Raw genomic sequence first — 17,396 nt, forward strand, 5'->3', positions numbered from 1 at the left:
CGTTCCGTCAGGCGGTTCGTTGATCGGTTATTCCTGGTCGTCCGCTTCGTTCTGGTTCGCTGCCTCGGCTTTCGCCAGCTTATCGGCGCGCAGCGCGTCGCGGATGAGATCGTCCGTCAGGATCAGCTTGGCCTCGGCCAGCGTGCTGAACGGAATGGTCACCTTGGGCTCCTCGCCATAGGCGACCTGGTCGCGTTCGATCGTGAAGCCGTCATTGTCGACGGCGGCGATCTTGCCGCGGAAACGCTTGCGGTTATCAACGAGGATCGACGTTTCGCACTTGACGATATGGCCGATCCAGCGCTGAAAATCCGACTTTCGCACCATCGGGCGGTCGATACCCGGCGAAGACACTTCGAGATGATACGCCTTATCGATCGGATCTTCCACATCCAGGACCGGAGAAATGGCCATGGAGACCTCTTCGCAGTCCTCGACGGTCATGGTGCCGTCGTTGCGCTCGGTCATGATCTGCAGTGTCAGGCCGTTCAGATTGAGGAGGCGCACGCGCACCAGACGGAAGCCCATGCCCACAAGCACGGGCTCGATGATCGCGGCGACGCGCTGATCAAGGCCGGTTTCGACGATCAGCCGGGGTTCATTGGTATTGTCTGCGTTTGTCACGTCCGACAAGCATTCACTCCGCATTGTTCATGCATTGGGAGATCGCGCTAATAAAAAAGAGCGGGTCCTTGCGGCCCACTCTTCATCACACGATCAAGAATTTGATGCGGATATAAGCCTCTTTCTGGAAAATTGCAAGGCATTCGCGCCGAAAGCCTTTTCCGCAGCTATTTCAGCACGCCGAGCATGGAGCTATCGGGATAGCAGGTGGGCTTCATGCCGCTCTTTTCCTGCCATTGACCGATCGAGCGCCGGGTTTTGTAGCCGGGCAGGCCGTCCGTGCCGCCGACATCGTAGCCCTTGTGCTCCAGAACCTTCTGCATATTGGCGACATCCGAGCGCAGCATCTTGCCGACATCGCCCCATTTTTCCTGAAAAGCGCCGCTGCCATTGGCGATGCGGTCGGCAAGATTGCCGATATAGAGGCCGTAGAGATCGGAATTGTTGTATTCCTTGATCACGTAGAAATTCGGCGTGACGATGAATTCCGGTCCATCGCGGCCGGCCGGGACCAACATCATGCCGCTGGCGCGCATTTCGTCCGCTGGGAAGGCCTTGCCGGAAACCGGCTTGATCCCAAGCGAAGCCCATTGCGAGATTGGCTTCGCTAGATCAGGTCCTTCCTGCGCGCAGGACATATTCTGCGGAATGGTCACTTCGTATCCCCAGCCACGGCCGCGCTGCCAGCCCTTCTGAACCATATAGTTGGCTATGGAGGCCAAAGTGTCCGGCACTGAGGTCCAGATGTTGCGATGGCCGTCGCCATCGAAATCGACGGCATATTTCAGATAGTTGGTCGGCATGAACTGCGGCTGGCCGAGCGCGCCGGCCCACGAGCCCTTGAACTGATCCGGCGTCACATCGCCATGGTCGAGGATGCGCAGTGCCGCGATCACTTCGGTGCGGAACATATCCTTGCGCGTCGACATGAAGGCCTTGGTCGCCAGCACCTGCATCGCCGAATTCGGCAGCTTGGCGGCGCCGAAGCCGGTTTCGCGGCCCCAAATCGCAAGCAGGATCGGTCCCGGAACGCCATAGGTCTTCTCGATCCGCCGCAGCACCGGCCCATATTGCGAGGCGAGGCTCCGCCCGGTCGCGGTGAGCTTCTGCAGCCGCGCCTCGTTGAAATAGGGGGCGGGCGAGGAGAATTCCGCCTGTGTCTGTGCCTGCTCCTTCGGCTTCGGGAAACCCGGCGGCTCGAGGTCAGGCAGATCCCAGTTCAGCATCACGCCGGCAAAGGCGGCCTGGAAGGTCTTTTCCGAAATCCCGGCCTTTCGCGCTTCCGGCCAGAGATCCTTCTGAATCCAGGTTTGAAACTGCGCTTCGACATCGGCTTTCGAGGCGGCAAGCGCAGGGAGGGGGAGAAGGGCGAGGAGGAGGACGCAGAGTAGGGAAAGCAGCCTTTGTGCATGCCGAGTCGCTGATACGCCCCTCTGTCGCTTTTGCGACATCTCCCCCACTTGGGGGGAGATTGTTGGGAGTTCGCTGCCGCCGTTATCCGTAAAATTTCCCTCGGCATCTCCAGGCAGGATATTGGTTTGAGGCAGATCGCCGCTGCGGGCCACCAATCTCCCCCCTTGTGGGGGAGATGTCAGCGAAAGCTGACAGAGGGGGGTAAAAACTCTCCTCATACTCTTTCCTTTGTTGCGGCTCTCAAATCGCCGTCCGCGCCCTCAGCGCCGCCGCCAGCGTGCCTTCGTCGAGATAATCGAGCTCGCCGCCCACGGGCACGCCATGGGCAAGGCGGGTGATCTTGACCTCGAGGCCATCAAGCTGGTCGGTTATATAGTGTGCTGTTGTTTGCCCCTCGACCGTCGCATTGACCGCGATGATGATCTCTCGGATCCCGCCTTCGCTGACGCGCGCGATCAGCCCACGAATGTTGAGATCATCAGGCCCGACGCCGTCGAGCGGCGACAGGACGCCGCCGAGGACATGGTAGGCGGCGTTCATCGCGCCTGATCGCTCCAGCGCCCAAAGATCGGAGACATCCTCGACGACGATGATGACGGACTGGTCGCGGCGATCGTCGGTGCAGACAGTGCAGGGGTCGACGGTATCGACATTGCCGCAGCGCGAGCAGATCTTCACCTTGTCGTAAGCGTCGCCCATCGCATGCGACAGCGGGCCGAGCAGCTGGTCCTTCTTCTTGATCAGATGCAGCGCCGCGCGGCGCGCAGAGCGCGGCCCGAGGCCTGGTACTTTCGCCAGGAGCTGGATGAGTTTTTCGATTTCGGGGCCGGTGACTCGCTTTGCCATGGGAGGCTTTTAGCTCATAAGCTTCAAGAACGGAATCTCGGAAGGAACGGTTGACCGATGAAAATTCTGGCCATGTGCCGCGCTGCCCCTGAAACGCTGCCGGGCAAGAAGGCGAAAACCGGCATTAACAAGCACGCAGTCAGCGGTGCCGTCATGATCGACGAAATGGGACTGCTCGGCGATGCCATCTGCAATCGCAAGCATCACGGCGGCCGTGATCAGGCTGTTTATGTGGAGGGCTCGCTGACGCTGGACTGGTGGGCAGCCGAGCTTGGGCGACCGTTGGAGCCCGGCGCCTTCGGCGAAAACCTCGTCATCGATGGCCTGGACAATTGCAAGGTCGCCGTCGGCGATCAATTCATAGCCGGCGATCTTGTTCTGGAAGTGACCTCCGCGCGCATTCCCTGCTCGACCTTCGCGGCGAAGATGGATGATCCGCAATTCGTCAAGCGATACATCCGGGCCGGGCGGCCCGGCATCTATTGCCGCGTTCTTGCGAGCGGCACAGTGAGCGCTGATATGCCGGTCACCTACCTGCCCTATGCCGGCGAGAGGTTGGCCATGCCAGAAATGATGGCGACGTTCGGCAGGCGATTGTCACCGGAGGATCGGGCGCGCTATCTGGCGGCGCCCATTCATCACAAGCTGCGTGCGCTCATCGAAAGCGGCGCAGCAGTCTGAAATCACCGCATGGCAATCGCGACGGCGGCGCCTGCCATGGTGCCAGCGCTGGCGCGATTGGCGATGCGTACGGCGCGGCGGCTCTTGAGGAAAGTTCTGGCCTTCGCGGCAAGCATCGCCCAGGAGAGGTCGATGACGACGAGCACCGCAAACATCGTCGCTACCAGCTCGGCCCAGCCCGAAATCGTTACGCCGTGCAGATCAATGATCGAGGGCAGCAGCGCCACATAAAATACCATGATCTTGGGATTGCCCATGGTAACCGTGAAGCCCGCGAGGAAGAGCCGTATGGCTGATTGCTCGTCCGGCAGCTCCTCTCCCGCCGTATCGGAGGAGGCAAACCACATCTTCCAGGCAAGGTAGAGCAGATAGGCGACGCCCAGCCACTTGATCGCCACGAAGGCCAAATGGAAGGTTTCGGCGATGGTCGCAAGGCCGGCAACGGCGCAGGTCAGCCAGATCGCCTCGCCGAGCCACATGCCCGAGAGGAAGGGCAGCACGTTTCGCGCGCCCTTCGTCAGCACGCGCGCCACAAGTGCAGCTATGTTCGGTCCCGGCGATCCCGCCGCAATGAATAAGGCACCGGCAAAAACAAGCAGCGTCGACAGGCTCATCGAATTCCCTCCAACAGGGCAGGCTGGACGATATCTGGAAGAAGAACGCCAGAGATAGCATTCCGGCGCGGCTTTTCCAAATACCGGATTTATGTTCAGCAAAGCTCGGCGCGAAAACGCTCAAAGATTGCCTTGCCTTCCGACCAGTCGCCCAGTCCGGATGCCGCATTGATATGGCCGTGTGGCCCGACATCGACGAAGGTGCTGCCCCAGCTTTCGGCACTGCGACGCGCATGATCGAAGGAGCCGAAAGGATCGTCGGTGCTGGCGACGAGAAGGGACGGAAAAGGCAGTCGCTGCCGTGGCGGATTGGCAAAGCTGCCGGCTTCGGCAAGATAGATTTCGCCTGTGGGATCGGGCGCGGCCACCATGAACGCGCCAAGGATCGCTGTCTTCTTGATGGGCGCCCAATGGGCGATCAGCTGGCAGGCAAGGCTGTGCGCGATCAGGATCGGCGGCGTTTGCGAAAGGGAGATTTCGCGCTCGAGCGCGGCAACCCAATCCGAAAGTATCGGTCTGTCCCAGCTCGACGGCTGGAAGCGCCGCATGGTCGGATCGTCCCGTTCCCACAATGTCTGCCAGTGACCTTCTCCCGAACCGCCCAGTCCCGGTAGCGTGATGATGTCGCTCATATCTATCCTTTCTCCATGGTTCTACACGGAGAAAAGCTGGCATGCCGGGATGTCGATTGACATTGCAATCCATCGGATAAAACTTGTCCCAACCGATGAATTAAAGGCGAGCAATGGATACTATCGAAAGAGAACTGGATCCGACGGATCTGTCGATCATCGAAATCCTGCAGCAGGACGGGCGAATCTCGGTATCGGAGCTCGGCCGCCGCGTCGGCCTTTCGCAGCCGGCGGCATCGGAGCGGCTGAAGCGGCTGGAGGAGCGTGGTGTGATTGCCGGCTACCGTGCCGTCATCGATCCCGCTGCCGTCGGGCTCGGCATGATGGCAGTCATCCGGCTGCGGACCACGCATGAGCATATCCGGCCGTATCTGAAGCAGTTTTCGGAAATGCCCGAGATTATCGAGGTGCTGAGGCTGACGGGCGAGGATTGCTTTTTGCTCAAGGTTCTCGTGCCGACACCGGCTGACCTTGAAACCATCGTCGATTCAATCGCCCGCCATGGTGCGGTGACGACATCGCTGGTGCTGCGGAACGAACCTGTAAAGGCGATAGGCCGCGATCTCATTCGCAAGGCGGCCGCACGCTGAAAGAAATAGTCCAACCTCAGAACGGCAGCTTGAAACCGGGCGGGATCGGCAGACCGGCGGTCAGCTCGCGGGTCTTTTCGGCGGCGATCGCCTCAGCCTTTTCCTGAGCATCCTTGTTGGCGGCGACGATCAGGTCTTCGAGGATCTCGACATCGTCTTCCTTGAAGAGCGAGGGATCGATCTTGAGGCCGACCATCAGGCCCTTGCCGTTGACGGTGACGGTGACAAGGCCGCCGCCGGCCTTGCCTTCGACGCGGATGTCGGCGATCTCCGACTGCATCTTCTCCATCTTCGCCTGCATTTCCTTCACTTTGCCCATCATGCCCATGATGTCGCGCATCGTCTTTGGTCCTTCTTCTCCGAGTCTCTGTTTGAGCGGCAGGATATGTCGTCATGGTCGTCAACCGCTTCAAGCCGAAGCGGTTCCGTCAGCATTCATCCTAGCCTTAGAATTCGATGTCGTCGCCGGGTAGAATATCGCCATCGACGGATTCGGCGATTGCCGGCGGAGCAGTTGCTTCCTCTTCGTCGTCCGTCTCGGGTGCCCGCACCCGCACGTCGATGATCTTTGCGCCCGGAAATTGCGCCAGGATCGCTGCAACATCGGGGTCCTGCCGTGCATCGGCGACGCGCTGCTTCTGGGCGTTCGCTTCTGCTTCGACAAGTGTCGGCTGGCCCTCCTCGCGGCTGAGGCTGACGATCCAGTGAATACCGGTCCATTCCTTCAGCTTGACGGCAAGCTCATTCAGCAGAGTGCCGGGAGCGCCCGGTGCCAGGCTGACATCGAGCCGGCCCGGCTCCAGCTTGACCGGGCGCACGAAGGTACGCACCAGCGCCTTCATCTTCGGATCGCGCTTCTGGCTCGCAAGCTCGGCGATATCGGCCATCGAATTAACAGGCACAAGTGGCTTCGGCGCTTCAACCGGTTTTTGTTCGATGCGCCCGACAGGCTGCACGTCCGGCTGTGTATTCGGAACGGAGCGCAGCATAGCGACCGGTGCGGAAGGCGTAGGTCTTGGCGCTGGCGTTTCCACTGCACGCGCCATGGCATTGCCCTGATAGGACACCGCTCCGCCGCCACTGCCGCCGCTCGTAGACGGCGAGGGGCGGGAGCCGCCATTGCCGTCGGAAAATTCGGCAAGCCTGCGTGCCGCATCTTCCGGGGCCGGCAGATGGGCCGCGTGCGCAAGCCGGATCAGCACCATTTCCGCAGCGCCGGCGGTGCGTGAAGCGTTCTCCGTTTCGGCAATGCCCTTGAGAAGCATCTGCCAGATGCGGGAAAGTGCGGTTACCGCAACGCCTTGCGCGAATTCCGCCGCTTTCGTGCGCTCGACTTCGCTGAGCGACGGATCGTCGGCAGCATCGGGCACATATTTGAGGCGGGTCACGATATGGGTGAAATCAGCAAGGTCGGTCAATACAACGACGGGATTTGCGCCGGCCTCGTACTGGCTGTTGAATTCGGCAAGAGCTGCCGAAACATCGCCTTTGACGACATGGCCGAAGAGATCGACAATGCGGGCGCGGTCGGCAAGGCCGAGCATGGCACGCACCGCATCGGCGGCAACGAAGCCGCTGCCGTGGGCGATCGCCTGGTCGAGCAGCGACAGACCGTCGCGCGCCGAACCTTCGGCGGCACGCGCGATCATGGCGAGCGCTTCCGGCTCGGCCTCGATGCCTTCCTTGCCGGCAATGGTGGTGAAGAGCCCGACGAGATCGGAGGCGCTGATACGGCGCAAGTCGAAGCGCTGACAGCGCGACAGCACCGTGATGGGAACCTTGCGGATTTCGGTGGTGGCGAAAATGAACTTCACATGCTCGGGCGGCTCTTCGAGCGTCTTCAACAGCCCGTTAAAGGCCGCCGTCGACAGCATGTGCACTTCATCGATGATGTAGACCTTGTAGCGCGCCGAGACCGGGCGGTAGCGCACCTGCTCGATGATCTCTCTTATATCGTCGATACCGGTGTGCGAAGCGGCGTCCATCTCGATGACGTCGACATGCCGACCTTCCATGATCGCCTGGCAATGGTCGCCAGGCTCACGCAGGTCGATGGTGGGCCGATCGATGTCAGCGGTCTTGTAGTTGAGCGCGCGGGCAAGGATGCGGGCGGTCGTGGTCTTGCCGACACCGCGCACGCCGGTCAGCATATAGGCTTGGGCGATACGGCCGGTCTCGAACGCGTTGGTCAGCGTACGGACCATCGGCTCCTGGCCGACCATCAGGTCCGTGAAGTCCTTGGGTCTGTATTTGCGGGCCAGCACCCGGTAGCTGGTGCCGGTCGAGGCGGCATCTTTTGCTTGTCGCTCGGTGTCGCTCATCGCCCTGCTTATTGCCCGGTGCCCTGCTTGTCGCCCGGAAAGCCGGGTCCTGCTTTCGGAAAGGGTGGGAGGCTGGCACGAATGACCCGTGCCGGGCTCGTTAGGGCTGCTTCCTTCCGGACCTGACCCGGTTGGCGAGTGGCTCGTCCACCACCAACCTCCCGGATGCACATATCGGCAATATCGTCATCAAAAGCAAGCCAAGGTCAAAAAAAACTGCTAAACATTTGATAAAACAATGGAGGATGCCCCCTTGAACGAGTTTACGCTCGACGATCGTCTGGCGAATGACAGCGTTTCCGTCACCATAACTGGCCTGTGCGACGTCAGGCTGATGAAGGATCGCCGCTGGCCATGGCTCGTGCTCATCCCGCGCCGGCCCGGCAAATCGGAGGTCTTCGAGCTGACTCCGCTCGACCGGATCTTGCTGACCTTCGAAACGGATAAGGTCGCAAGCGCCCTGAAGACGGTGACGGCTGCGACAAAAATCAATGTCGGGGCACTTGGAAATATCGTCCGTCAGCTGCATGTTCATGTCATCGCGCGGTTCGAAGGTGATGCCAACTGGCCAGGCCCCGTCTGGGGCTACGGCAAGGCGGAACCCTATTCGGACGAAGACATGAACAGCCTCATAGCCAAGTTGCGGGAAACGCTTTTACAATGAGCCATTCCATCTTTTCCTCGGATGCGCCCCATCCGGAAGCCAGCAGTCTCACCGCTTTTGCGGAAAACCAGCTCAACCGGGATGCCGAGCATCGCGACGAGGAATCGATCAAGCAGGCGCTCGCCAAGGAAGGCACGCATATCCTGGCTTTCGCCCAGGACCGGCTCGTCCTGAAGCATGACGGGCAGGTGCTCGATCCTCTGTTTGCCCGCTACGAGCTGAACGACCTCGATCCGAATTGGGACGAGGCCGTTCTCCTCGGCTACCGCAAGACAGGCGAGCCCCGGCTTGCCGTGCCCGTGCGTGTCAATCCAGACGAGCTTGCCAGCCAGTACAAGCCGGCCGACATGCGCGCTCTGTGGCGTGATCTGCTGCTGGAAGGCGAAATCCTCGGTGAAGCCGCGCAGGGCGTGAGCCTCATTCGCTGGAATGGTGACAACCGCTTCTGCGGCCGCTGCGGCTCTGTCATGGAAAGCCGCATCGGCGGCTACAAGCGGATCTGCACGGCCTGCGAACATGTGATCTTCCCGCGCACCGATCCGGTCGTCATCATGCTCACGATCGACGAGGAGCGGAATCTCTGCCTGCTTGGCCGCAGCCATCACTTCGCGCCAGGCATGTATTCCTGTCTCGCCGGTTTCGTCGAACCGGGCGAGACCATCGAGAATGCGGTGCGCCGCGAAACGCTCGAGGAATCCGGTATTCATATCGGCCGCGTGCGCTATCACGCTTCCCAGCCTTGGCCGATGCCGCATTCCCTCATGATCGGCTGCTATGCCGAGGCGAAGTCCACGGACATCCACATGGACGAAGCCGAGCTTGAGGATTGCCGCTGGTTCACTCCGGAGGAGACGCTAGCCATGCTCGATCGCGTTTCGGCCTCCGGCAACACATCTCCACCCAAGGGCGCCATTGCCCATCGCCTGATGCGCGATTGGGTGGAATGGAAACGCTAGGTTTTATCGTGTCATGGCCCGCTCGGAACGCTTGCTGACGCTGCTGCAGACATTGCGGCGCTATCGCCGACCGGTCAGCGGTGCCGTTCTGGCGGAGGAGACCGGCGTCAGCCTGCGCACGCTCTATCGCGATATTGCCAGCCTGCAGTCGCAGGGTGCGATGATCGAGGGCGAACCGGGGATCGGCTATGTTCTGAAGCCCGGCTTCATGCTGCCGCCGATGATGTTTTCGCAGGATGAGATCGAGGCGCTGGTGCTGGGATCGCGATGGGTAGCCCGCGCTACCGATTCGCGCTTGGCGGCAGCCGGCGCCGACGCGCTTGCCAAGATCGCCGCCGTGCTGCCCGCCGACCTTCGCGATGAGGTCGACCAGGCGGCAGTGGTCGTTGCCACGCGACGTGTCACCGAAGACAAGGCCGATCTTTCCCTCATGCGCAAGGCGATCCGCACGGAGCGCATGGTGCAGCTGACCTATGGCGATGTGAACGGCGCCATTTCCACCCGGCGTATCTGGCCCTTCGCGCTCGGCTATTTCGACAATGCCCGCATCATCATGGCCTGGTGCGAGCTGCGTCAGGATTTCCGCCATTTCCGCGCCGACCGCATCGTCGATTTTGCGGTGCTGGAGGCGCGCTATCCGCGCCGGCGTGTCGCGCTTGCCAGGGAATGGCATGCCCGTGAGGGCATGGTCCACAATTGATCCGCCAAAGCATGTCTGGCAAAAGTGTGCAGCGTTTTTGCGACAACGACATGCGTAAAATCAAAGATCCAAAGCGCAGGAGGCGAATCTGAAAGATCGCGACCCGCTTCAGTGTGATGCTACTGCCAGAAACTGTCAGTAGATGCGGCTATGATGGGTCCATCCAATCAGGAAGGAGGACCGATCATGGCAGGCAACGTTTCCATCATTTCGCAACATGTGCATCGCGGCGGCGTCGAGGCGCTTAAAGGCAAGCATCAGTCATGGCCGGCTCGTCTCTCTGAGCTCGCGCTTGGCTATTTCACCCGCCGCTGGAATCGTCTCGATATCGAGGAAGCGCCGAGTTCCGTGATGCGGGATCTCGGTTTTCTCGATGGCCGTGCACCTTACCGTGAGGAAGAGCGGATGCATTAGAGCAGCTCCAGGAAAACTGCGCGGCAGTTTTCCGTCAGGAATTGCGGGAAATAAAGAGGTAGGGCGGTTCGGAAATTCCGCGAAAGACTGAACAGCCCCGGAGCATCCCGCGCGAAGTTCGCCGCGACTTTGCGATAACGACATCGGTAAAATCGGAAATTCAAGTGCAAGACACTGATCCGAAGGCTGCAACAGGCTTCGGAAACGTGGCTTCGCACGCACTCATCATGACAGACAAAGCCATCCTCGGCGGCTGAGCTCCGTCCGCCGGGCTACAGCCGCATGCCCTTAAATCCATCAAAACAAGAGGACTATTCAGATGACCAGCCCCAACCTAATCATCTTCTATGTCAAGGACCCCAGCGAAAGTACGCCGTTCTACCGCGATCTCTTCGGCCGTGAGCCGGCCTTCGCGTCGCCGAACTTCGTGGCTTTCGCGCTCGACAACGGCCTAAGTCTCGGCCTCTGGCGCCGAAGCAGCGTCGAACCCCAGCCCTCCGCCATCGGAAATCGCGGCGAACTGGGCTTCATGGTCGAAGGCGCTGGCGCCGTCGAGCAGCACTACAAGGATTGGAAGGCACGCGGCCTGCCGATCGCGCAGGAGTTGACGACGATGGATTTCGGCCCAACCTTTGTTGTGCTCGACCCGGACGGCCATCGCCTGCGCGTTTGTGAGCCGGATAAGTGAGTTTTGGTGGCAATTTGCGCTTCCCCTCTTCCCGTTAAAGGGGAGAGGGGAACTCGTTACCAAGGCTTTATGATAATCTCCTTTTAGAGATTGCCCCGCATCGGATGACCCTTGTAGACGCCGAGGATGCGGACTTTTTCGGAGAAGAAGCGCAGTTCCTCCAGCGCCCGGCGCACATGTGGATCAGAAGGATGACCTTCGATGTCGGCATAGAACTGCGTCGCAACAAAACGGCCGCCGAGCTGATAGCTTTCGAGCTTTGTCATGTTGATGCCGTTGGTGGCGAAGCCGCCGAGTGCCTTGTAGAGCGCGGCCGGAATGTTGCGGACGTTGAAGACGAAGGTCGTGACGATTTTTTCGTCCGGCGCACTGCGCTCGGCCCAGTCCTCGTCGCGCGACAGGATGACGAAGCGCGTCATGTTGTTTTCGGTGTCTTCGACATTCTCGGCGATGATTTCCAGCCCGTAGAGATCGGCCGCAAGCCGGGGCGCCAGTGCCGCCATGCTGCGATCGCCGGTTTCCTTCACCAGCTTGGCAGCACCCGCCGTATCGCCTGCAATGACAGGCTTCCAGCCGTTCTGACGCACGATGTTGCGGCATTGGCCGAGCGCATGGATGTGGCTGTGCACCGTGCGGATCTCTTCCTTCTTCACGCCTGGCAGAACCATCAACTGGAAACGAATCGGCATGAAATATTCGCCGACGATATGCAGTCGCGATTCCGGCAGCAGATGATGGATATCGGCGACTCGCCCGGCGATCGTGTTCTCGATCGGGATCATACCGAGATCCGCATCACCATTATCGATGGCGGTGAGGGCATCCTCGAAGGTCTGGCAGGGCAGCGGCTCCATGGTCGGGAACATGTCACGGCTGGCCATGTCGGAATTGGCGCCGTACTCGCCCTGGAAGGAGATCTTATTGGTCTTGGTAATCATGGGACTGCCCTTGGGGGAATGCCGTCAGAGAGAGGCGGCGGAGAGGATGCGTCTGGCCTTTTCGAGGTCGGCGGGAGTATCGACACCGAGCGGTATCGTGTCAACGATCTCGACATCGATGCGCATGCCGGCCTCCAGCGCCCTCAGCTGTTCCAGTGATTCGCGCCGCTCCAACGTCGATGGGCCGAGGCTCACGAATTTCGCGAGGGCGGCGCGGCGGTAGGCATAGAGGCCGATATGGTGATAGAGCGGCCCTTTGCCATACGGTGCGGTCGTGCGGGTAAAATAGAGCGCGTGCAGACGGCTGTCCGAGATCGGTGAGCCGACGACCTTGACGACGCTCGGCGCGGTCTTTTCTTCCTCGTCCTTGATCTCGACCGTCAGCGTTGCGATGTCGACGGCCGGATTTTCGAGCGGGCGCAGCGAGGCGCGGATCGTCTCAGGATCGATGGTCGGCAGGTCGCCCTGTACATTGACGATGATCTCCGCGCGACCTTCGGGATCGACGGCCTGCAGGGCTTCGTAGATGCGGTCCGAGCCGGATTGATGGTCGGTGCGCGTCATGACGACCTCGAAGCCGGCATTGGCGACGGCGGCATAGGTATCCGCATGGTCGACGGCGACGACGATGCGACCGATCGCCGCCTCGCGCGCACGCTTGGCAACCTGTACGATCATGGGCAGACCGCAAATATCTGCGAGCGGCTTGCCCGGCAGGCGCGTGGAGGCCATGCGGGCGGGAATGAGGACCAGCGTCTTGTCTAAATTTGAATCACTCATTGTTGGGCCTTCTATTCCCGAGGGAAAAGTGTCAAAACGTCTCATGGTGGAGACCGTTTACAGAGTTGCAAGAAACAGCCAAAAGACATAGGTTTCGCGCGAATTCAAGATGGGCCAGCGGAGGATGCTGGCGGCGAGGGGAGCATAGCAGATGAATTCATCCTACGTGAACATGGGAGTCGGGGCACTTCTGGCCACGCTGTTCGTGTTGAAGTCCGTGTCGCTCGCGTCAGGATTTATTTTCCATTCAGAGGCACCGGAAAAGCCCGGTTTTGCCATCGTCGCGACCGAGGAGCCGGCTGCTGGCGGTGACAAGGGGGCTGCTGCCAAGGCGGAAACGCCGATCGCTCAGCTGCTGCAGAAGGCGGATGCCAAGGCCGGCGAAGCGATCTTCAAGAAGTGTCAGGCCTGTCATTCCGGAGAGAAGGGAGGGCCAAACAAGGTTGGCCCTGATCTCTGGGGCATTGTCGACCGCCCGGTCGCAGAGCACGAGGGCTTTGCTTATTCGGCTGGCATGAAGGACTTCTCCAAGGGCGGTTCGGAAAAGTGGACCTATGACCACCTCTATCACTTCCTGGCCGCTCCGAAGAAATTCGTCGCCGGAACGGCGATGGGCTTTGCCGGCCTGCCGAAGGAAGAGGATCGCGCCAACGTGATCGCCTATCTGCGCACGCTCGCCGACACCCAGGTGCCGCTGCCGGATCCGAACGCACCGGCCGCGACGAACTGAGGCAAATTCTCGGACCAATTGAAAAACGCGGTCGCCAGGCCGCGTTTTTGTATTGATCGTTCAGATTGAAAGCCGGCGTGAGCGCGTCCGCTGATCGAGGTCGAAGACCTTCAATCCATCCTCGGCGCTTGGCGGCATGCGCCAATCCTCGGCGATCAGCGCCTTTCGCGCATCGCGCAGGCCGGCCTCCCAATGTTCGCGCATGGACAACGCAGAAAATTCGTAGTCCTTCGAATGCGAGCGGAACTGCTTGTTGCGATAGATCAGGTGGATGATCGTCACGCCGTAATCGGAGCAATGCTGCTCCAGTTTCTTGATTTCCGGATCGGCCTTGGCCTCTTCGGGAAGGCGGGCATAAAGATCTGAGATGGTCCGCCGCAGGCGATGACGCTCGAGAAAGAGGTCGGTGTTGAGCCGGGTCCGGCTGGAATAGGTAATGTCCTTGCGCCGCTCCTCGACTTCCTCGAGATCCTGCGGCAGCGGGCCGACGGCGCTGAAGAGATCGACCTGAAAGACGACCGTATCGATATCGGCACCATTGCGCAGCACGTAGCTGAGCGGCGTGTTTGAGACGAGGCCACCGTCCCAGTAATGCTCGTTGCCAATCTTGACCGCTGGAAAACCGGGCGGCAAGGCGCCGCTCGCCATCACGTGCTCAGGCCCGATCTTGATGTCCCTATTGTCGAAGAAGGCAAAATTGCCGGTGCGCACATTGACGGCGCCGAGGCTTAAGCGCACCGGGCCATGGTTGATTCGGTCGAAATCCACGTGATCGATCAGCGTCTGGCGCAGCTGCTCCGTATCATAGATGCTGGTCGCGCCCGCCGAGCCGCGTGTCTGAAACCAGGCCGGAATCTGCCAAGGGGAAAAGAAGCCGGGCACGCCGAAGGTCGAAACCCACCAACTGCTGACCGAGCGATAGAAGGGATTGGTCTCGCGCCGATCTTCCATCAGCAGATCGACGGGAAGATGCACGGTCACCTTGTTCCAAAAGGAACGCAGAGCCTCAAGCCGTTCGCCGGGCACGTTGCCGGCCATGATAGAGGCATTGATCGCGCCGATCGAGATGCCGGCGATCCAATCCGGTTCGATATTCTGTTCTCTGAGTGCCTGGAAGGCACCCACCTGATAGGAGCCGAGCGCGCCGCCGCCTTGAAGCACAAAGACCTTCTGCGAATAGGCTGACGCGGGGTTGGTGACTGGAGCTGCAATATTCATGTGCCATCCTTTGCTGCGCTCCGGGTGGGAAGGCCGGGATGCGCAAAATATATGACCATTTTCCTGCCTGCCTCTCCGTAAGCGGAGAGATGCCATTGTTGTCGGCGGGGTCGAGCTTCGGCTATCCGAGCAGATAGGCCCAAAGCGACACTGAGAACGCCCCGAGCGCTGTCGTCAAGGTAATCGTCGAGGCCGCGAGACTGTGGCCGACCCCGAAGCGATTGGCAATCAGCCAGGCGTTCACACCTGTAGGAACTGCGGCAGTCAGCACGAGCGCGGCGCGCCATTCCGCGCTAAGGCCAAGGAGGTGGCCGGCTGCTAGCACACAGGCTGGCAGAAGGAATAGCTTGAAGGAGGCGATCACACTGGTGATGCCGAGATTGCCTGACATTCCGTATTGACGCAGCGCCATGCCGAGCGAGATCAACGCCGCCGGGCCGGCGATATTGGCAATGCTGTCGATAGCGGTTCCGAGCGTCGCGGGAATGGGAAGGCTGGTCAGATGAACGACGAGGCCGCAGAAAAGGCCGATAACGAGCGGATTGCGGACGAGATTGCTGCCGACCTGCCGCAGCAGCTCGGGGGTGCTGCGGCCGGCGCCGGCATTTTCCTTGCGCTCGGCCTGTTCCATCAGCAGCGTGCCGGCGATCATCATGGTCGGCAGGTGCACGGCGATCAGGATCGACATCGCCATGACGCCATCCGGCCCGACGGTGCGCCCGACCAGCGGCAGGCCGATGAAGATCGTGTTGGCGAAGGCCGAGGAAACGCCGGCAAGCACGCCTATGCGAGCATCCCGCCCGAAGAACCGGGTCGCGACAATATGGCCGGCGGTCCAGGTGATGGCGACGCCGGAGAAATAGGCGATCCAGAGCCGAAAAGGCGATGCGCCGCGAAAATCCGCCTCCGCTATGGTCTGGAACAGCAGGAGCGGCACGGCGATCTTGAAGACGAACTCGCTCATCGCCTCGCCGACCTCGGCCTTCAGCAGGCCGGTGCGAACGATCATCCAGCCGACAAGAATGAGCAGGAAGACCGGAAGAACATCGGTGAGGATTTCGGACATGCCGGGCGAGGTCGTGAAAAAAGTGTGACTCTGGAGGGTGATCCGGGAGTTGTAGCAGTTCGCCGACGTGTGAGAACCCACAAAAACAAAAAAGCGGGCATTGCCCGCTTGTGTGTCCGGTCTCGCCGGAAAGTCCCCCCGGTGCACATGCCGCCAGTTCATCCGTGGTCGGCCCGCGTACCGGTGAGGCGGAAGGCATCATTCCTTCCCAGACTGGCTCGGAAGTCTTTCGAGCTTCCCATCCCAGCCGCTTGATAAGCATTTAAAGATAGAAAGTGACAGGCAAATGACTGATTGGAATTAAGTTGGCAGCCTCGGCGCTGATTTTTCTTCCAAACTTCGGAAAAACCGATATTACCGGATACCGGCTATCACCAATACCGGGATCCTCCAATAGATGACTCGTTTCGACGTACTGACCGTTGGCAATGCCATCGTCGACATTATCGCCCGTTGCGACGATCAGTTCCTGATCGACAACAAGATCACCAAAGCCGCGATGAACCTCATCGACGCCGAACGTGCCGAGCTCCTTTATTCGCGCATGGGCCCGGCTCTCGAAGCCTCCGGCGGCAGCGCCGGTAATACGGCTGCGGGTGTTGCGAATTTCGGCGGCAGGGCAGCTTATTTCGGCAAGGTGGCAGAGGATCAGCTCGGAGAGATTTTCGCCCATGATATCCGCGCCCAGGGCGTGCATTACGAGACCAAGGCGAAGGGCACGTTCCCGCCGACTGCCCGCTCGATGATCTTCGTCACCGAGGATGGGGAGCGCTCCATGAATACCTATCTCGGCGCTTGCGTCGAACTCGGTCCGGAAGACGTCGAGGAACAGGTCGTCGCAGATGCCAAGGTAACCTATTTCGAAGGCTATCTCTGGGATCCGCCGCGCGCCAAGGAAGCTATCCGCGAATGCGCCCGTATCGCCCATGCCAATGGCCGGGAAATGTCGATGACGCTCTCCGACAGCTTCTGCGTCGGTCGCTACCGCGACGAATTTCTCGATCTCATGCGCTCCGGCACCGTCGATATCGTCTTCGCCAATCGCGACGAAGCCCTCTCGCTCTACGAGACCGACGATTTCGAGAAGGCGCTGAAGCTCATTGCAGCCGATTGCAAGATCGCCGCCGTGACGACAGGCAAGGACGGTGCCGTCATCGTGCACGGCAGCGAACGCTATGTCGTCGACGCCCATCCGATCGAGGAACGTGTCGACACGACCGGCGCCGGCGATCTTTTCGCCGCCGGCTTCCTGTTCGGCTATACGCAGGGCCGCAGCCTGGAAGATTGCGCCAAGCTCGGCAACCTCGCCGCAGCGATTGTCATCGAACAGATCGGCCCGCGGCCGATGCGGTCACTCTCGGAGGCCGCGAAGGAGTTCGGCCTGCTCTGACGGAAATCCGTCCGCGCATGATCGTAACAGCCGTCCGCTGCCGAGAGCGCCGGGCGGTTTTTACGTTTGACACGGCTGCCTAAAGTGTCGCGCAAAAGCGTGTAGCGGTTTTGCGAGAACGACATGCGCAA

General features: G+C 60.5%; 20 protein-coding genes and 1 other RNA gene. 9 read left to right on the forward strand and 12 right to left on the reverse strand.

What is annotated here, in order from left to right:
* Positions 1 to 27: 27 nt before the first annotated feature.
* From rimP to recR, 3 genes are all read right to left on the reverse strand, one after another.
* The gene (rimP, locus tag FBZ99_RS32205; RefSeq protein WP_113330935.1) at positions 28 to 633 is read right to left on the reverse strand and encodes a ribosome maturation factor RimP; all 606 of its coding nucleotides are present in this window, start codon (positions 631 to 633) and stop codon (positions 28 to 30) included.
* Positions 634 to 791: 158 nt separating this feature from the next.
* Positions 792 to 2,075, reverse strand: a complete 1,284-nt coding sequence (locus tag FBZ99_RS32210; protein ID WP_113420970.1) for a lytic murein transglycosylase — start codon at positions 2,073 to 2,075, stop codon at positions 792 to 794.
* Positions 2,076 to 2,277: 202 nt separating this feature from the next.
* On the reverse strand, positions 2,278 to 2,883 hold the full coding sequence (gene recR / locus FBZ99_RS32215) for a recombination mediator RecR (protein WP_069613597.1): 606 nt from the start codon (positions 2,881 to 2,883) through the stop codon (positions 2,278 to 2,280).
* A 57-nt stretch (positions 2,884 to 2,940) separates the two neighbouring features.
* On the opposite strand from recR, the gene FBZ99_RS32220 reads away from it, so the two are divergent.
* On the forward strand, positions 2,941 to 3,564 hold the full coding sequence (locus FBZ99_RS32220; RefSeq protein ID WP_113354136.1) for an MOSC domain-containing protein: 624 nt from the start codon (positions 2,941 to 2,943) through the stop codon (positions 3,562 to 3,564).
* Between the two features lie 2 nt (positions 3,565 to 3,566).
* Here the strand turns inward: FBZ99_RS32220 and FBZ99_RS32225 are convergent, their stop codons facing one another.
* On the reverse strand, positions 3,567 to 4,178 hold the full coding sequence (locus FBZ99_RS32225; protein ID WP_113354135.1) for a LysE family translocator: 612 nt from the start codon (positions 4,176 to 4,178) through the stop codon (positions 3,567 to 3,569).
* Between the two features lie 95 nt (positions 4,179 to 4,273).
* Positions 4,274 to 4,810 (reverse strand): RBBP9/YdeN family alpha/beta hydrolase, encoded by a 537-nt coding sequence (locus FBZ99_RS32230; RefSeq protein WP_113420960.1) that lies wholly within the window; start codon positions 4,808 to 4,810, stop codon positions 4,274 to 4,276.
* 113 nt (positions 4,811 to 4,923) lie between these two features.
* On the opposite strand from FBZ99_RS32230, the gene FBZ99_RS32235 reads away from it, so the two are divergent.
* Positions 4,924 to 5,400, forward strand: coding sequence for an Lrp/AsnC family transcriptional regulator (locus tag FBZ99_RS32235; RefSeq protein ID WP_113354133.1), 477 nt, complete (start codon positions 4,924 to 4,926; stop codon positions 5,398 to 5,400).
* A 16-nt stretch (positions 5,401 to 5,416) separates the two neighbouring features.
* Here the strand turns inward: FBZ99_RS32235 and FBZ99_RS32240 are convergent, their stop codons facing one another.
* The 3 genes from FBZ99_RS32240 to ffs all read right to left on the reverse strand — a co-directional run bounded on the left by FBZ99_RS32240 (position 5,417) and on the right by ffs (position 7,883).
* Positions 5,417 to 5,740, reverse strand: a complete 324-nt coding sequence (locus tag FBZ99_RS32240) for a YbaB/EbfC family nucleoid-associated protein (RefSeq protein WP_037155519.1) — start codon at positions 5,738 to 5,740, stop codon at positions 5,417 to 5,419.
* 106 nt (positions 5,741 to 5,846) lie between these two features.
* A complete protein-coding gene (locus FBZ99_RS32245) occupies positions 5,847 to 7,721 on the reverse strand; it encodes a DNA polymerase III subunit gamma/tau (protein ID WP_113354132.1) in 1,875 nt (624 codons plus the stop codon).
* A 64-nt stretch (positions 7,722 to 7,785) separates the two neighbouring features.
* An RNA gene (gene ffs, locus FBZ99_RS32250) (signal recognition particle sRNA small type) lies at positions 7,786 to 7,883 on the reverse strand.
* Positions 7,884 to 7,974: 91 nt separating this feature from the next.
* Between ffs and FBZ99_RS32255 the strand changes: the two genes are divergently transcribed.
* The 5 genes from FBZ99_RS32255 to FBZ99_RS32275 all read left to right on the forward strand — a co-directional run bounded on the left by FBZ99_RS32255 (position 7,975) and on the right by FBZ99_RS32275 (position 11,143).
* Entirely contained in the window at positions 7,975 to 8,385 is a 411-nt protein-coding gene (locus FBZ99_RS32255) for an HIT family protein (RefSeq protein WP_113354183.1), read from the forward strand.
* Positions 8,382 to 9,341 carry an NAD(+) diphosphatase gene (gene nudC, locus FBZ99_RS32260; RefSeq protein WP_113420961.1) on the forward strand — a complete coding sequence of 320 codons (960 nt, stop codon included), beginning with the start codon at positions 8,382 to 8,384 and terminating at the stop codon, positions 9,339 to 9,341. The genes FBZ99_RS32255 and nudC overlap by 4 nt, the downstream gene beginning before the upstream one ends.
* A gap of 13 nt (positions 9,342 to 9,354) precedes the next feature.
* Positions 9,355 to 10,041: a helix-turn-helix transcriptional regulator gene (locus tag FBZ99_RS32265; RefSeq protein WP_069613605.1), complete on the forward strand. Its 687-nt coding sequence runs from the start codon at positions 9,355 to 9,357 to the stop codon at positions 10,039 to 10,041.
* Positions 10,042 to 10,227: 186 nt separating this feature from the next.
* Positions 10,228 to 10,455: a hypothetical protein gene (locus FBZ99_RS32270; RefSeq protein ID WP_246661253.1), complete on the forward strand. Its 228-nt coding sequence runs from the start codon at positions 10,228 to 10,230 to the stop codon at positions 10,453 to 10,455.
* 319 nt (positions 10,456 to 10,774) lie between these two features.
* On the forward strand, positions 10,775 to 11,143 hold the full coding sequence (locus FBZ99_RS32275; RefSeq protein WP_113354130.1) for a VOC family protein: 369 nt from the start codon (positions 10,775 to 10,777) through the stop codon (positions 11,141 to 11,143).
* Positions 11,144 to 11,226: 83 nt separating this feature from the next.
* On the opposite strand, the gene FBZ99_RS32280 is transcribed toward FBZ99_RS32275, so the two are convergent.
* Complete coding sequence (locus FBZ99_RS32280; RefSeq protein ID WP_113354129.1) at positions 11,227 to 12,081, reverse strand: prephenate dehydratase; 855 nt, start codon at positions 12,079 to 12,081, stop codon at positions 11,227 to 11,229.
* 24 nt (positions 12,082 to 12,105) lie between these two features.
* On the reverse strand, positions 12,106 to 12,861 hold the full coding sequence (locus tag FBZ99_RS32285; RefSeq protein ID WP_113354128.1) for a 3-deoxy-manno-octulosonate cytidylyltransferase: 756 nt from the start codon (positions 12,859 to 12,861) through the stop codon (positions 12,106 to 12,108).
* Positions 12,862 to 13,012: 151 nt separating this feature from the next.
* On the opposite strand from FBZ99_RS32285, the gene FBZ99_RS32290 reads away from it, so the two are divergent.
* Complete coding sequence (locus tag FBZ99_RS32290; protein ID WP_113354127.1) at positions 13,013 to 13,591, forward strand: c-type cytochrome; 579 nt, start codon at positions 13,013 to 13,015, stop codon at positions 13,589 to 13,591.
* Between the two features lie 60 nt (positions 13,592 to 13,651).
* On the opposite strand, the gene FBZ99_RS32295 is transcribed toward FBZ99_RS32290, so the two are convergent.
* Positions 13,652 to 14,809 (reverse strand): patatin-like phospholipase family protein, encoded by a 1,158-nt coding sequence (locus FBZ99_RS32295; protein WP_113354126.1) that lies wholly within the window; start codon positions 14,807 to 14,809, stop codon positions 13,652 to 13,654.
* Positions 14,810 to 14,930: 121 nt separating this feature from the next.
* Positions 14,931 to 15,875 carry an AEC family transporter gene (locus FBZ99_RS32300; protein ID WP_113354125.1) on the reverse strand — a complete coding sequence of 315 codons (945 nt, stop codon included), beginning with the start codon at positions 15,873 to 15,875 and terminating at the stop codon, positions 14,931 to 14,933.
* A gap of 397 nt (positions 15,876 to 16,272) precedes the next feature.
* Here FBZ99_RS32300 and FBZ99_RS32305 point away from each other — a divergent pair, with 397 nt between their 5' ends.
* Positions 16,273 to 17,265, forward strand: a complete 993-nt coding sequence (locus tag FBZ99_RS32305) for an adenosine kinase (RefSeq protein ID WP_113354124.1) — start codon at positions 16,273 to 16,275, stop codon at positions 17,263 to 17,265.
* Positions 17,266 to 17,396: the final 131 nt, after the last annotated feature.

The organism is Rhizobium sp. ERR 1071 (genome assembly GCF_007828675.1).
In the GTDB taxonomy this organism is placed as follows: Bacteria; Pseudomonadota; Alphaproteobacteria; order Rhizobiales; family Rhizobiaceae; genus Rhizobium; species Rhizobium dioscoreae.